General features: G+C 32.2%; 15 protein-coding genes. 5 read left to right on the top strand and 10 right to left on the bottom strand.

Annotated features, from left to right (window positions below; translation table 11 throughout):
* Positions 1-7: 7 nt before the first annotated feature.
* A complete protein-coding gene (locus tag EU92_RS07135) occupies positions 8-331 on the bottom strand; it encodes a DUF1825 family protein (protein WP_002807348.1) in 324 nt (107 codons plus the stop codon).
* Between the two features lie 411 nt (positions 332-742).
* Between EU92_RS07135 and EU92_RS07140 the strand changes: the two genes are divergently transcribed.
* Both EU92_RS07140 and EU92_RS07145 read left to right on the top strand, forming a co-directional pair.
* Positions 743-1,354: a hypothetical protein gene (locus EU92_RS07140; protein WP_032513135.1), complete on the top strand. Its 612-nt coding sequence runs from the start codon at positions 743-745 to the stop codon at positions 1,352-1,354.
* Positions 1,355-1,378: 24 nt separating this feature from the next.
* On the top strand, positions 1,379-2,851 hold the full coding sequence (locus EU92_RS07145) for a leucyl aminopeptidase (RefSeq protein WP_032513136.1): 1,473 nt from the start codon (positions 1,379-1,381) through the stop codon (positions 2,849-2,851).
* A gap of 8 nt (positions 2,852-2,859) precedes the next feature.
* Here the strand turns inward: EU92_RS07145 and msrA are convergent, their stop codons facing one another.
* Genes msrA through purC form a run of 7 tightly spaced genes read right to left on the bottom strand, consistent with a single transcriptional unit; the run spans position 2,860 to position 9,731 of the window.
* Positions 2,860-3,462: a peptide-methionine (S)-S-oxide reductase MsrA gene (gene msrA / locus EU92_RS07150; protein WP_032513137.1), complete on the bottom strand. Its 603-nt coding sequence runs from the start codon at positions 3,460-3,462 to the stop codon at positions 2,860-2,862.
* Positions 3,463-3,478: 16 nt separating this feature from the next.
* Positions 3,479-4,657: a lipid-A-disaccharide synthase gene (lpxB, locus tag EU92_RS07155; protein ID WP_032513138.1), complete on the bottom strand. Its 1,179-nt coding sequence runs from the start codon at positions 4,655-4,657 to the stop codon at positions 3,479-3,481.
* Positions 4,657-5,496 carry an acyl-ACP--UDP-N-acetylglucosamine O-acyltransferase gene (gene lpxA, locus EU92_RS07160; RefSeq protein ID WP_032513189.1) on the bottom strand — a complete coding sequence of 280 codons (840 nt, stop codon included), beginning with the start codon at positions 5,494-5,496 and terminating at the stop codon, positions 4,657-4,659. The genes lpxB and lpxA overlap by 1 nt, the downstream gene beginning before the upstream one ends.
* Before the next feature lie 4 nt (positions 5,497-5,500).
* On the bottom strand, positions 5,501-5,959 hold the full coding sequence (fabZ, locus tag EU92_RS07165; RefSeq protein ID WP_032513139.1) for a 3-hydroxyacyl-ACP dehydratase FabZ: 459 nt from the start codon (positions 5,957-5,959) through the stop codon (positions 5,501-5,503).
* 6 nt (positions 5,960-5,965) lie between these two features.
* A complete protein-coding gene (gene lpxC, locus EU92_RS07170) occupies positions 5,966-6,814 on the bottom strand; it encodes a UDP-3-O-acyl-N-acetylglucosamine deacetylase (protein ID WP_032513140.1) in 849 nt (282 codons plus the stop codon).
* On the bottom strand, positions 6,815-8,956 hold the full coding sequence (locus tag EU92_RS07175) for a BamA/TamA family outer membrane protein (protein WP_032513141.1): 2,142 nt from the start codon (positions 8,954-8,956) through the stop codon (positions 6,815-6,817).
* Positions 8,957-9,002: 46 nt separating this feature from the next.
* On the bottom strand, positions 9,003-9,731 hold the full coding sequence (gene purC / locus EU92_RS07180; protein ID WP_032513142.1) for a phosphoribosylaminoimidazolesuccinocarboxamide synthase: 729 nt from the start codon (positions 9,729-9,731) through the stop codon (positions 9,003-9,005).
* Between the two features lie 134 nt (positions 9,732-9,865).
* Between purC and purD the strand changes: the two genes are divergently transcribed.
* Entirely contained in the window at positions 9,866-11,197 is a 1,332-nt protein-coding gene (gene purD / locus EU92_RS07185) for a phosphoribosylamine--glycine ligase (RefSeq protein WP_032513144.1), read from the top strand.
* Between the two features lie 4 nt (positions 11,198-11,201).
* Positions 11,202-13,268 (top strand): HAMP domain-containing sensor histidine kinase, encoded by a 2,067-nt coding sequence (locus EU92_RS07190; protein ID WP_032513146.1) that lies wholly within the window; start codon positions 11,202-11,204, stop codon positions 13,266-13,268.
* Here EU92_RS07190 and kaiC read toward each other — a convergent pair.
* Together kaiC and kaiB are read right to left on the bottom strand one after the other, a co-directional pair.
* Positions 13,265-14,794: a circadian clock protein KaiC gene (gene kaiC / locus EU92_RS07195; protein ID WP_032513148.1), complete on the bottom strand. Its 1,530-nt coding sequence runs from the start codon at positions 14,792-14,794 to the stop codon at positions 13,265-13,267. The two genes, EU92_RS07190 and kaiC, sit on opposite strands and share 4 nt — an antisense overlap.
* Before the next feature lie 72 nt (positions 14,795-14,866).
* Entirely contained in the window at positions 14,867-15,184 is a 318-nt protein-coding gene (kaiB, locus tag EU92_RS0108800) for a circadian clock protein KaiB (protein ID WP_032513190.1), read from the bottom strand.
* Between the two features lie 143 nt (positions 15,185-15,327).
* Between kaiB and rplU the strand changes: the two genes are divergently transcribed.
* Complete coding sequence (gene rplU, locus EU92_RS07200) at positions 15,328-15,768, top strand: 50S ribosomal protein L21 (protein WP_032513149.1); 441 nt, start codon at positions 15,328-15,330, stop codon at positions 15,766-15,768.
* The last annotated feature ends 1 nt before the right edge of the window (position 15,769 follow it).

Genomic DNA, 15,769 nt, shown 5'->3' with positions numbered 1-15,769 from the left:
GTAAACTTTAAGAAGTTTTATCGAGTTCATCCTTCATTCTAATTAAGGTTTTATTCATCTGATCAAACATCTGATCAGGCGTAATACCAAATTGGCTTAACTGCGTCTTTAATTGCTCTACTGTCATTTTTGCTTGAAAATCCTCAGACAATTCAAATCTCTTCATAAAAACCTTATAACGATCCATGAGAGATTCCATTTTTTTTATAAACATTTTTTTCCCTTCTCTATCAAATTTGCCATAATCAGAACCAAGCTTCATAAGTTCTTGGTAATCAGTAAAAAGCTTTTTAGCTTCTTCTTGTACGATGTCTGACTCGAAGAATCCCATGATTATGTTCCTCCCTCTAATCTCTGAGTAACAAAATTACAACTGACTTGCCTGATTTGCATGTTTTAAATAAGTTGTTGCAACGGTGAAACTTTTGATGTTTTGCACACCTTGACACCATATGGTTTGGATTGAAGTTAAACTTATGTCATCCTAAACTAATCTATATTAACAAGAATTGAAAGGTAGAAAGTACTACCTAAATTTTTTAAACAAAAAGATTAATTTATAAGTTTTTTTAGACTCATAAAATCCCATTTATATTGTTTAACTTCGCGAGGACAAAAGATTATTTAAAAGAACGAAATCATCTTAAAAATTTATTAAAGCATTAATAAAATTTAAGTTTATAAATAATTCTCTGATTTATATTTATTCAGAATTAAATTTAGAAAACATGAATCAGAATTTTTGGAAAACTTCAACATAAATAATATTTCAAACCAAAATAGACAATTTGAATTATTTGGTTCAAATACAAATACATCAATTAATTTTCAACACACAAATAATCTAAAAATAGAAGGTGAGACCTTAACTGAATGGAGAAAAAAAATACATAATCACCAACTCAAAATTTCGGAAGATAGTCAAAATAAAAATATGCAACAAACAATTCTTCCTATTAAAAAAATTTCTTATGAAAAAAAAATTGATCCGTTTTCTCTGCAGCCTTTATCATTGAACTTCTGGAGAACGAATCAACATATACACAATGGTCCAGCTATGTACTTTGTAATTGACACAATGATAAATTCTAAAATAATACTCTATATAGGAGAAACAAATTCAGCTAATAAAAGATGGAAGGGAGAGCATGACTGTAAAAATTACCTCACTAACTATAAAGAAGCCCTAGCTGATAACAATCTCTCAAGTCACCAAGATATACGTTTCTACCTAGATGTACCCAAAGAAGTAAAATTAAGACGTAAATTAGAACAGCAACTGATATATTTATGGTTGCCGCCTTTTAATAAAGAAACCCGAGATAGGTGGACAACTACTTTCACAAATAACTAAAAGTTAATTAAATCCATTTCAACAATGCAATTTTCCACTTTCCAAAACGATCTAAATGACTGGCATGGTAATTCATTAATATTTGGAGTTGTAGAGGAAGACATCGAAATCCAAGTAGAAAAGATAAAATTCGTGCTTGACCCACAGTTACTACTAAAAAAAATTACCAAAAAAAAATTTAAAGGAGAAAAAGGGGAAATTTTAGATTTTGAATTTTTAGATCAGAAATTAGAAACTTTAATAATAATAGGCCTTGGCAAATCAGGAGACCTGAATAAAGGCCTCATTAAAAACTCCTTAGGAGATCTAGTAAGAAAGCTTGTTGATAAAAATGATAAAATAAGCATCTTGTTGCCATGGGAATTAATAAATTCAAAACTAGAAATACATAATCTAGCTGAGTCAGCAAGATTATCAGCTTACAAGGACAATAGATTCAATAAGAAAAAAGATGAAAAGAATGTTCTTAATGAAATAGAGTTTTTGAATTTAAATAAATTTAAGAATATTAGCTTTGAAGAGACCGAAAACATATGTGAAGGTGTAGAACTAGCCAGAAGACTTGTAGCGGCCCCTCCAAATAGTCTTACGCCCCAAGAAATGTCTATAATAGCTTCCAAAATAGGAAAAGAACATGATTTAGAAGTAAAAATTTTAGATGCGAAAGAATGTGAAGATTTAGGAATGGGTGCATATTTAGCTGTAGCAAAAGGTTCTGATCTAAAACCTAAATTTATACACCTTACTTTAAAGGCAGATGGACCTATTAAAGAAAAGATAGCTCTTGTTGGGAAGGGTTTAACCTTTGATTCTGGAGGATACAATCTGAAGGTAGGAGCATCTCAAATTGAGATGATGAAATATGACATGGGCGGCAGCGCAGCAGTTTTAGGAGCGGCAAAAGCACTTGGAGCTATAAAACCAAAGGGATTAGAAATACATTTTATTGTGGCAGCTTGCGAAAACATGATAAATGGATCTGCAGTTCATCCAGGAGACGTAGTTAAAGCATCAAATGGTAAGACAATTGAAATAAATAATACTGATGCAGAGGGAAGGCTTACATTGGCTGATGCTTTAACTTACGCATCAAATTTAAAACCGGATTCAATTATAGATCTTGCTACGTTAACAGGAGCAATTGTTATTGCATTAGGGAATGATGTAGCTGGATTCTGGAGTAATAATGATGATCTAGCAGATGATCTAAAAACTGCATCAACTCAGGCTGGAGAAGAATTATGGCAAATGCCTTTACAGAAATCCTATAAAGAAGGTTTAAAGTCTCATATAGCAGACATGAAAAATACAGGGCCCAGAGCAGGTGGTTCAATAACTGCTGCTTTATTTTTAGAGGAATTCTTTGATAAAGAGATAAAATGGGCTCATATTGATATAGCTGGCACTTGTTGGACTGATAAAAATAATGGGATTAATCCTTCAGGCGCAACTGGTTTTGGAGTTAAAACTCTAGTTCAATGGATTAAAAATAAATAAATTTGGAATCATTCAGACCAAAGATTGGTAGATCTGGCGTTATCCCTCCATAACTTATCCAATTTCTGATCTCTCCCACATGAGAATCTGTAAAACTTATATTTTAATTCATTTCTCTCAGCAAAATTCTGATGATATTCTTCAGCTAACCAAAATTGATCTTTAGATTTTAGTTCTACAGATATTCTTTCCAATGGCACTCTCAATTCATTAGAGGCCGAAATAAGTGCATTTTTTGCATCACTTTGCTCCATTGAATCTTTGAAAAAGATAACTGGCCTGTAAGAATCTCCACGATCACAAAATTGACCCTTACCGTCTAGAGGATCAATATTTCTCAAGTATAGCCTGAGTATATCAGGTAAAGTTACCAATTTAGAGTCATAATTAACAAGAACTACTTCCTGATGCCCATCATGATTTTCGTAGGTAGGATTTTGTAAATTTCCTCCTGAATATCCACTTTGTACATAATTTATACCTTCTAGGGACTCTAAGTCATGCTCTAAACACCAGAAACAACCTCCTCCAAGAATTAATTCTTCTGCAAGAGTATTTAAAGGGTTTATTAATATTGAAAAAACAATTAATAGAGGTAAAAAATATTTCATTTTTTTATTATAAAGTTCAAATTATAGAATTAATAATTTCTTTAGCTGCCCTCTCAACTACTCCTTCCTCCCCTAATTCTTTTTTTAAAAGAGCATAACCTTTTTTGACTTTTGCTTTTTCTGATGTCGTATTGAGAAGTCTGCAAGCTTTATTAAAAATTTTCTTTTCATTAAAATTTTGCTGTACAAACTCAGGTATGATTAATTTCTTTAATAAAAGATTCACAGGAGAAATAAACTTTACCTTAAAATTAAGAATTTTTTTTGCAATAAAAGCAGTAACCCTACTCACTCTATATCCAACAATCTGAGGTATTCCATGTAATGCCAATTCCATATTAACTGTTCCTGATTTGCATAAAGCTAATTTTGATAATGAATAAATATAAGGCATCAATTCAGAATCATCTTGTTGAGAAATAACCTTACCTTGGATTCCATATTTTTCTAGACCCTTTCTAAATTTTTTATCAAAAACTTTCCTACAGGAGGGAATATAAACAACAAGACTTGGATATCTTAATTGTAGTTTTTTTGCAGTTTTTAAGAAGGTAGGTAATATATATCTTAACTCTTGGGATCTTGATGCAGGCATTAAAAGTAAGATATTCTGATTTGCTCGAAGTTTTAATATTATTCTCGAATCTTTCTTCGAGGGTAGGTTTTTAGTCAAATCAATCATTGGATGTCCAATCCAAAATACATTTCCACCTCTTCTTTTATAAAAAATTGCTTCCTGCTTAAAAATCGCAAAAATTTTATCTGAAAAATTTATTAAATTTGTAGTGCTATTATTACCAACTCTCCAAGCCCATTCTTGAGGAGCAATGTAATAATAAATAGGAATATTATTTCTCAATTTTTTTAATTTTGTACCAATTTTAATATTGGGGCCCATATAGTCGATCAATATTAAGCAATTTGGCCGATATTTCTTTATGAACTTATAAAATTTTTTCTGAACTTTCATTATTGGAATAATTAGTGGTAAAGCCTCCCATATCCCTATTGAACTTATGGATGTTGTATCTTGAAAAATTTGCACTCCTTCATTCTTCATCTTCTGGCCGCCTAGTCCATATATCTCTAAGTTAATTGAGTATTTTCTAGCTTCATCAAATAATGCTTTTGACAACAAACTCCCATGTAAATCTCCAGAGACTTCTCCGGTACTGATAAATATCTTTTTATTCATTAATTTGCTAGAGGCATTGGGCCGCGTCTTTCTTTTGATATTGAATCTTTTAAAAAACTACATAATTTTGAAGATGAAAGATCTAATTCTCCTTTTAATGCTTTTTCTAATGAATTTGAAATTGCATCCTTAGATTTAAACAGAAGATTCCAGGTACTTTGCAAATTTTTTAAATCAAAATCCTTATTTTCCATCAAACCACTCCTTTTGATTCCAATTCTATTTAAACCTCTCAATCTTCCTGGATGTCCTTCAGCTAAACAAAAAGGAGGTACATCTCTGTCTACTCTAGTCATCCCTCCAATCATCGCTAAATATCCAATATGTACAAATTGATGCACACCTAAACAGCCTCCAATAATAGCTTTATCTTCAACCTTTACATGGCCTGCAACTTGCACACTATTTGATAAAACTATCCTATTTCCAAGTTCACAATTATGGCCTATGTGAGTATAGGCCATTAGCAAATTATTATTACCAATAATAGTTTTTTCTCCTTCATAAGTTGCCTTATTTATAGTTACACATTCTCTAAAAGTATTATTATCTCCAATAATTACTTCAGTAGGCGCCCCTTCATATTTAAGATCTTGGGGATCCAGCCCTATAAAAACATTTGGGAAAACTTTATTATTGTTACCAATTTTAGTTCTGCCAGAAATAACAGCATTTGGTCCTATTTTAGTCCCTTTCCCAATTGTTACATTAGGACCAACGATAGCTCCTTGAGAGATAATAACCCCATCATGTAATTCGGCACTTGGATCAACAAAAGCATCTGGGTGGACTTTTACACTCCCGAAATTTGACATTAGTTCAATATTTTTATTCTCCATATACTTAATCAACTAATGAGAACATTAATTCTCCAGCACAAACTAAATTCCCATCAACATGTGCCTCTCCTTTAACCTTTCCAAATCTTTGTCTTTTAATACTGAGTAATTCGCAAGTAATTATCAATTGATCTCCAGGTACAACAGGTTTTCTAAATTTAACATTATTGATTCCCGCAAAAACGAAAAGTCCTTTAGGGAGATCGGGCATTTGCGTAACTATTATTCCCCCAACTTGAGCCATTGATTCAACAATAAGAACTCCAGGCATTAAGGGTCTTTCAGGAAAGTGTCCTTGAAATTGAGGCTCATTTATAGTCACATTTTTTACTGCGACAGCCCTCTCCCCAGGGATATTTTCTATAACTTTATCCACAAGAGCAAAAGGATATCTGTGAGGTAATAAACCTAGTATTTTCTCAGAGGAGATTTGATTATTTTCACTGGATAATTTCTTTTCCAAAACTATTTAAAGATAAAGTTGATTTTTAAGCGATGAGGCTAACAAAGCGTTTAAAGAATGTGATCCTTTATAAACTAAAATTTGTGCCTTAGGTAACCCTACCAAAGCCAAGTCCCCAATTAGGTCTAAAATTTTATGTCTTATTGGTTCATTATCAAATCTTAATGGTGGATTAACCCATCCATCACCGTCACAAACAAGGGCATTTTCTAAATTTCCGCCTTTAATTAATCCAAGTTCACTTAATTCTTGAAATTGATCCTTAAAACCAAATGTTCTTGCTGGAGCAATCATTTCAACGAAAGTTTTTGGATTTAAATCTATAACAAAAGTTTGATTTCCAATTGCTTTATAGGAAAAACTTATGGTGGATATAATTTCAGTCTTTTCAGAGGGTGTTGCGGCAATAACTGAGCCTTCTTTATTTAAGATTATTGATTTGTTGATCTCTCGAAAAAAATTATCTGGTTTAAGCACCTTTTTTATCCCTACTTCTTCAAAAGACCTTACCCACTGTATTGCCGATCCGTCTAAAAGCGGGATCTCTTTGCCATCAACCTCAATATGTATATAACTTAAACCGCAACCTGCCATTGAAGATAATAAATGTTCAATAGTATATAAATTTCTCCCTCCTAATTTAACTGCCGTACAAAGCATCGTGCTTCCAATTAAATCTTGAGTTAACTTAAAAATCTCTTTAGGATTTTCCCTAAAAGAAACATAATATCCTTCTTTATCATAAGGTGAGATTGAAACTCTCGTTTTTTCTCCACTATGAAGGCCTACACCTTCTCTGGAGATAACACCAGCCAAGGTATAACAAGAATCATAATTAGTTGGCCAAGAAAACACTTAAAACTTCCATCCAACACCAAGTGTATACCTCCAATCTCCACTTAGATCCTTACTAGCAACATCTAATCTGAGTGGACCAATTGGGGTTTTCACTCCAACTCCCCCTCCTAGTGAAAAACCAGAACCTGATTTTCGCAATAATTTCCCAGGTTTTCCAGGAACATCCTTTTGAGAACCTAAATCACTTCCTGCATCAACGAATAACGCTCCTGATATCATTCTCCAAATAGGGACTCTATACTCTGCTGTACCCTCAACAAAACTTTTACTTACAGCTAATTCACAAGAACCCCAACCTCTTACTGATGATGTTCCACCCATACAATATGCTTCATATGGAGGCAATTCCCCAATAATTGTTCCAGTCTTAAGTTGAAACCCTAAAGCTTGCAGACAATCTTCATTAGAAGCATCACTAGAAGACCTGCATCCTTTGGTTAAATTGATCAATTTTGTTGGTATAAAATATGAATATGAGGCTCTCAATCTATTAAAAGTTGGAGAGTTTTCTCCTATTGAAACAAACTGTTCAGTACCCAAGCTTAATTTATTTCCTGAAGTTGGGTTTACAGAATTATTCAAATTATTTCTAGATGTAGTTGCGATAAAGCTTAATAATGTGTTTTCTGCTGGGCATGACCCTTCATTTGGAGTGAATCCAATACAGATAATATCTGTTAAATTTTCTCTTGTTGTAGTTGGAGTCTTATCAGCATAAGGTTTTTTGTTACCACTACCATCAATCATCTCTACTTTCTTAAAATTCATACCTGCAAGAACTCTCCATTTGGAAACCTTAAATGGATCTCCACCATTAAGAGGCCTTGAAAAAGAAAATCCACCTCCAGTTTTTTGCAAAACTATTGATGAAAAAGTGTCTGTGCTAGAGGGTGTTTTATCATCTACAGCGTATAACTTTCCACTCTTTTCACTTTTAAATTCTTGTGGATAATCTCTACTTAGAAAAATATTTGTTCTAAAAGAAGTTTTATATTTATCTCCTTTGATCCATGGATCAGATAAAGAAAAATTATAGGTTGTTGAATATTCTCCAAAATTTAGGTTGACCTTTGTCGACCATGCTCTACCAAACGCATTTGTTTCCTGCAAACCAATTGAGGCAAAAACTCCTGAACTATTGCTATAACCAAGACCTCCAGTTAATGAGCCTGTTCTTTGCTCGCTCAAATCTAAAAAAATTATGACCTGGCCAGGATTTGAATTATCAGGACCAAGGGATACCTTGACATCATCAAATAATGATGTTGCATACAGTCTTTTGATATCTGCTTCTAATATTTTTCTATTAAATATGGTACCGGGTTGGGTTTTCAACTCTCTTTTTATAACCCACTCTTTTGTTTTCCCTTTTCTAGGTTTTCCGTCGATAATAGATTCGCCATCAGCGCCTGGAAATCTCAACTTAATATCAGATATTATACCTTCAGAAATTTTTAATATTACTATCCCATTTTCTGAAATTCTTTCAGGTCCACTAATTCTAGCTAAAGAATAACCTTCACTTTCATAACGCTTTTTTATTATTTCTATTTTATTTTGTAATTCTTTTAGGTTCAAAGTTGTACCATAAAAATTATTAAAAATATTGTCTAAGTATTCATTAGTAATTACAGAGTTTATTGGTTTAAGTTCAACTTTCTTCAAAATCGGATTAGGTACTACATTTACAATTAGTCTTACTCCTAATGGCCCTTCTTGTGACTTTATTTTGACTCCTGAGAACCAACCACTAGCATATATTGAATTAAGATCTTGACTTAATATCTTATTATCAACAATACTTCCTGGTTTTATACTCATAGAATCATATGCAGCCAATTCAAGCTTTCTGCCCTCAGGATGATTTTCCCAACCTTCAATAATTATTTCTGAGATAAGAACACTTTCTTGATTAGTATTTTTTTTGTTTTCTGCAATAAAGAAGTTTCTATCTTGTTTAATATCAACCCCATGAAATAAACCATTATTAATATCTTTCATTTCAAACGTTGTGCTTAATTGGTCATCATCACTTAACAAGTACTTAGCAGCCAGTTCTGAATTATTTGATATGAAAATCAAGGGAGAGCAAGCAATACTTGTGAAAAACTTTCTAGATTTTAAAAAATGTTTTTGCATAGTATTTTTGAATTAAGATTAATTGAGCATTATCTATTGAATTAAGCTAAATGAAATCATTTATTCTTCGGTTGATTTCACTATAAGCTTCAATTAAACCACCTAAATCATTTCTAAATCTATCTTTATCTAAGCTTACAATTGTATCATTTTTTTGCTTAAGATCCCAAAATCTACAATTATCAGGACTTATTTCGTCACCAAGAAGCATATTCTTTTTAGAATCATAACCAAACTCCAATTTGAAATCTACAAGGTCAAGCTGAATATTCTTAAAAAAACTTTTCAGGATGACATTAATTTTTAAAGTTAAATCTATTATTAAATCTAAATCTTTAAGACTTAATATGTTCATTAATTCAATTCTATCTTTTGTAATTAAAGGATCATTAAGTTCATCATTTTTAAGATAGATATCAATTAACGGTTTTGCTAAGACAGTTCCAGGTTTAATAGTCGTTTGTTTACACAAGGAACCAAAAGCAGTATTTCTTAGAACAATTTCTAAAGGAATTACTTTTATTTTTCTTGCTATCATTGTATTTTCATTTTTAAGTTCAAGAAAATGAGTTGGAATATTATTCTTTATAAGAAGTTCAAAAATTCTTGCGCTTATTAAGCAATTAAGTTTGCCCTTTCCTTCAAATTTAGCTTTTTTAAGAGAATTAAAAGCTGTAGCATCATCTTTAAATTCAATTATTACTTTATCTGCATCATCATGAAAAAATACTTTTTTTGCTTTACCTTCATAGATCAATCTATATTTATCATTCATTAATTTAAAACCTCATTTGATTACTAAAACTACAATTTATAATTAACATATTTATTAGAGATTAACTTTTCAAATAGTTTATTTCATTTTAACTGATTATTTATCTAGACCTCATAACCTTCCAAAAAAAATTTATGAGCATTAATTCAACAAGTTCTCAAAGATTCAGTAGATTAGGAAATATTGTAATAATTGGGAATGGAGGAAGAGAAAACTCTTTGGCTTGGGTTATCCAAAAAAATGAATTAGTCAAAAAAGTTTATTTAATACCTGGTAATGCAGGATCAGAAAGAATAAACAAATGTGAAAGAATAAAAATTGATATAAACAATAGAAATGAACTAGTAGAAAAGCTTGAATTTTTAGAGACAGATTTAATTGTAATAGGCCCAGAAATACCTTTAGCGAACGGATTAGCAGATTTGCTTCGCAAAAAAAACTTTAAAGTATTTGGACCTGATAAAGATGGAGCGAAATTGGAATATAGCAAATCTTGGGCAAAAGAATTTATGCATGACGCAAATATTCCAACTGCAAACTTTTGGAAAGTCAATTCTCTTGAGGAAGCAAGAAAAATTATCGATTCATCATCGATTCCTCTGGTAGTAAAGGCGGATGGTCTCGCTTCAGGAAAAGGTGTTTTTATTCCCGATTCAAAAGAAGAATGTATTAGAGCAGCAGAATCAATCTTTAATGGTAAGTTTGGCAACTCTGGAAATATGGTAGTTCTAGAGGAAAAAATCGAGGGTCCAGAAGTTTCAATTTTTGCTCTATGTGATGGGAAGAGGTACATATTACTTCCTTCAGCACAAGATCACAAAAGATTAAAGGAGAAAGATAAAGGTCCAAATACAGGAGGGATGGGAGCTTATTCTCCTGCTCCGCTATTAACAGAGACTTACCTTGATAAAATCATAAAGGAGATAATTGAACCGACAATAGATCAACTAAATAAAAAAAATATTAATTATCGAGGAGTAATTTATTTTGGCTTAATGATCACAGAATATGGGCCCAAAGTTATAGAATATAACTGCAGATTTGGAGATCCAGAATGCCAAACAATAATGCCCTTAATGGATCAAAATTTTGTACTTCTTTTAGAAAAATGTTCAATGGGAAATTTAACTGGTGAGGAGAAAATTGATATTTCTGACAAGGTTAGTGGTTGTGTAATAGCGACCTCAAAAGGTTATCCTCACGAATATAAAACTGGCTTTCCAATAAAAATTGGAAAAATTGACTTAAGCGATTGTCAAATTTTTGACTCAGGTACTTCTTTAAATGAGAATGGGGAATTACTAACTGATGGGGGAAGAGTCTTAAGTATTGTTTGTCAAGATATAAATTTCGATTTAGTTTTTGAAAAAGCATACAAAAATTTAAAAGAAATAAACTTTGATGGTATTTACTTCAGAAGAGATATAGGTCATCAGGTGAGGGGAAACCTTTCGAAGGAGAATTAAGCTTATGCTAGATATAAAGAATCCAGAAAGTAGAGAATATAACATCGAAGATAATGAAGATATTAATAATAATTATTGGGTTAATAGACTTTTTTCTTGGTGGAGCGGTTTTAGTTTAAGAACAAAATTATTAGCAATAGCCACTCTAGTTGTAAGCCTTTTAATGACAGGAATAACGTTTTTTGCGCTAAATAGTATTCAAAGAGATGCAGGAATGAATGATACAAGATATGCTCGAGATCTCGGATTATTGCTATCGGGGAATGTGACAGAATTAGTTGCTAATAACCAAAAAAAAGAAATTTCAAATGTAGCTGAAAAGTTTTGGAGATCTAGTAGAAATTTACGTTATATATTTTTTACTGATGCTGAAGACATAGTTCAACTTGGGATACCGATTAGTGCTACGCCAACAAGTTCAGAGAGTCAATTCCAACTCACTAGAAGATTAAAACTACCATCAGAATTAAAGAAACGGCCTCAATTCCCACTAGTCAGACAGCATGTTACACCTCAAGGTCAAGTAACAGATGTATTTGTCCCAATGCTATGGAAAGGAAAATATCTTGGAACTTTGGCTCTAGGAGTTACACCTAATAAAAAAGCCCTCGCCAGTGCTGCATTAACAAGAGAAGTTACAATAGCAGTTTTCATCTCTATTTGGGTTTTAGTAATACTTGGAGCAGTATTCAATGCACTTACAATTACTAGGCCTGTAAGAGAATTAGTGAGAGGTGTTAGGGAAATTTCAAAAGGAAACTTTAAATCAAGAATTTCTTTACCTATGACTGGAGATCTAGGAGAACTTCTAAATGGATTTAACCGAATGGCTACTCAGTTAGAAAACTATGACGAGGCAAATATTGAAGAACTTAAGGCAGCTCAAATAAAGCAGGAGTCACTAATAGCCACTATGGCTGATGGTGCGATATTATTGGATTCCAAAGGTAAAATTGTACTTACTAATCCGACAGCAAAAAGATTATTTCGTTGGGAAGGAAGATTCCTAGAAGGAAAATATTTTTTAAATGAAATCCCCGAAATTTTATCTAATGACTTACATACAAACATAGAATCAATTTTAAACAGAGAAAAGGAAAAAGATGATTTAAGGTTTAGCTTAGGAGAACCGGCTAGAACTTTAAGAATTGTCTTACAATCAGTACTAGATACAAACAAAGTTGAATTAAAAGGAATTGCCGTGACAATTCAAGACCTAACAAGAGAGGTAGAACTCAATGCAGCACAAAATAGATTTATTAGTAATGTTTCTCATGAATTAAGGACACCACTTTTTAATATTAAAAGTTACGTAGAGACTTTATATGATCTAAAAGATCAGCTTTCTAATGAAGAACAACTTGAATTTCTAGGTATTGCAAATTCAGAGACTGATAGGTTAACAAGACTCGTTAATGATGTATTAGATTTATCAAGATTGGAGTCCGGGAAAATAATTCAACTAGAGGAAATGGATATTAAATCTGCAATAGAACAAACTCTTAGGAATTACAGACTTAATGCAACAGAAAAAAATGTTTCATTGGCCCACGATATAGAAGAAACGATCCCTTCCATTCTTGGAAATTTTGACTTACTTTTACAAGTTTTTGATAATTTGCTAGGTAATGGATTGAAATTTAGTCCAAAAAACAGCAACCTAATTATAAGAGCTTATACTTGGCCAGATTCATGCCCTGCTTTTCCACCAAGTAATAACAATGATGGGGCACCTCAATGTGAGTTAGTTTCTCCATTACCAAAAGTAAGAATTGAGATTGCAGATACAGGTTCTGGGATATCTCAAGCGGACCAAGAAAAGATTTTTGACCGTTTTTATAGAGTGGAGAATGCCGTTCATACTGAGCAAGGGACTGGTTTGGGGTTATCTATAGTGAGAGGAATAATTGAAAAACATGGTGGAGAAATTCGAATGGCTAGTGAATTAGGAGTTGGAACTACATTCTGGTTTGATTTAGCGCTTGCACAATCTGATAAAGACGAATTATTGACTCAAACTATAAATAATACAGATAATTTTTCAAACTCTGAAGTCAGTAAAATAATCTAATTATTATCTACCCCTTTAAAAATATTCTGAACATTTTGGTCAGGAACAATTCTATGGGGGGCACCACTAAATATCTGTTCAAAATTTGAAAAAGAATCTTTTATTTCAGGACCTCTATTAGTGATAATAAATTCTCTTATTCGTTTATCATGCCATGATCCTCGCATTTTAAAAACGTTTAAAGCTCTAGCCATCTCTCCTTTTATTTCAACATATTGGAGCAATAATATAGTATCAGTAATTGTTGAGATGTGAGAATCAGTAATAGAATGACTTCCCATGAATTCTTCTGCAGTATTAGTAAAAAAGCCCGCTATCTCTTCTTGTTTTGTGTAACCAGTGACTGCAATTACAAACTGTCTAAATGCATTCAAACTGACACCTCGGGCTAATGCTGAGAGAGAATCTATTGCCATTCTCTTTGGTTTAAATTGATTAATTTGCGTTTTTATGATTTGCAAGTGATCTTCCAAGCCAGTTGACTCAGGATATGCACAAATAATTTTTAATAACCCATCACTTTCCATCTTTTCAAAGTCTATTCCCCAACTAGTAGCATTCCTAAGCAATTGAGCTCTAGATTCTTCGTATGCAAAAAGTATTGCTCTTTCACTATTGTTATAAGCATCTTCTACAAATTTTGATACAAGCATTGTCTTACCTGTACCGGTAGCTCCTGTAGCGAGGATAATGGAATCTTGAAAATAACCCCCTCCACACATATCGTCGAGATCTTTAACTCCAGAACTAATTCTAATATTTGAAGATCTTTGCGTAAGTCTCATTGCACCAAGAGCAAATACACTTATACCATCTGCACCCATAGTGAATGGGTATTCCCCTTTCATGTGTACAGTACCTCTTAACTTCAAAACTTCTAGAGTTCTTCGTCTCTTCTCTGACTCTAGAACATTTCTTAACAAGACAACATTATCAGAAACAAATTCTTCTACTCCATATCTCGCGATAGGTCCGTAATCATCGACCCTTTCTGTAGTCATAACTGTTGTTACTCCTATTTCTTTTAATCTTGCTATGAGTCTAAATATTTCCCTTCTAACAACGTAAATAGCGTCATATTGTTGAAAAACAGCAGTTATTGAATCTATCGCGACTCTTTTAGCTTTGTATTTTCTTATAGCGTAACTTATTCTTTCAATAAGACCAGACAAATCAAAGTTGCCCGCAACATCTTGACCATCAGGATCAGGGGAAGCATCCAATATAAATAACTTATTTTGATCAATTAATTCTTGTAAATCCCATCCGAAGCTAGCAGCGTTTCTTATTATATCTAAAGGTGATTCTTCAAAAGTAACTAAAATCCCTGGCTCATCAAAATTACAAATTCCATGGTGTAAGTATTGGAGTGAAAAAACAGTTTTACCAGTCCCGGATGTCCCACTAACAAGAGTACTTCGAGATACAGGCAACCCACCTCTACAAACATCATCAAAACCCTCTATGCCAGTAGGTAGTTTTTGTACTTGCATTTTATTTGATTTACCAAGTTTCTTATCTTTCATAGTTTTGTTCAAATAAAATTTAATAAAACATAAACATTAAATTTATATTTAATGATAAAAGTTTTCTATAAGTTATTTATCTCCACTATATTGAGTTTCAGTTAATTCATCAAAAAGTAGATCTAAACCTATTAAAACTTTATCTCTATCTGAAAGATCACCAATGATTCTTCTTACTGGTGGAGGTAAAATTTTAGCTAAGGTTGGTGTAGCCAAAATCTTATCTTCCTCTGCAAGTTGAGGTTGCTTAAGTACATCGATAACCTTCAAGGCATAAACTCCTTTAAATTCATTTTCTAAAATTTCTCTTAAAGTATTTAAAGCCCTCATTGAATTGGGAGTATTCCCAGCAACATAGAGTTTTAAAATATATGTTTTTCTTGCTGCCATTGTTATTATTCCTGAAATAGATATAAAAGATAAAAAAAGCCCTTGACTTATTACACTACAAAATAAGAAAATAAACAAACAATCATGACTGCTTATTTGGCTAAATCAAATTATAAATTTGAGCCTAATAGTGTCTCTAAAATATGACAAATTCTAAAAACTCTCTAAACAATTCTTCTAAAAATAATGAATTGTATGCAATAGCAGAAACCTCAGGTCAACAATTTTGGTTTGAAGTTAATAGATACTATGATATTGACAGGTTAAATGCAAAAGAAAAAGATAAAATAACACTAGAAAAAGTTTTACTTTTAAAAGATAAAGATACCATCACTATTGGTAAACCTTATATTAAAGATGCAAAAATTGAATTAGAAGTCGTTTCTCACAAAAGAGATAAAAAAATTCTTGTCTACAAGATGCGTCCTAAAAAAAAGACAAGAAGAAAGATGGGTCACAGACAAGAACTCACAAGAGTTATGGTAAAATCTATAACATTAGGTAAAAGTGCTCCTAAGTCTCCCTCTAAAAAGAGTTCTGTTAAAAAGGGAACTAAACCCAAAACTGAAAAATCTACTAGTTAAA

The organism is Prochlorococcus marinus str. MIT 9107 (assembly GCF_000759855.1).
Taxonomy (GTDB): Bacteria; Cyanobacteriota; Cyanobacteriia; order PCC-6307; family Cyanobiaceae; genus Prochlorococcus_A; species Prochlorococcus_A marinus_N.
The sequence above is the reverse complement of the archived record's forward strand: the minus strand, read 5'-3'. Positions and strand labels throughout refer to the sequence as shown.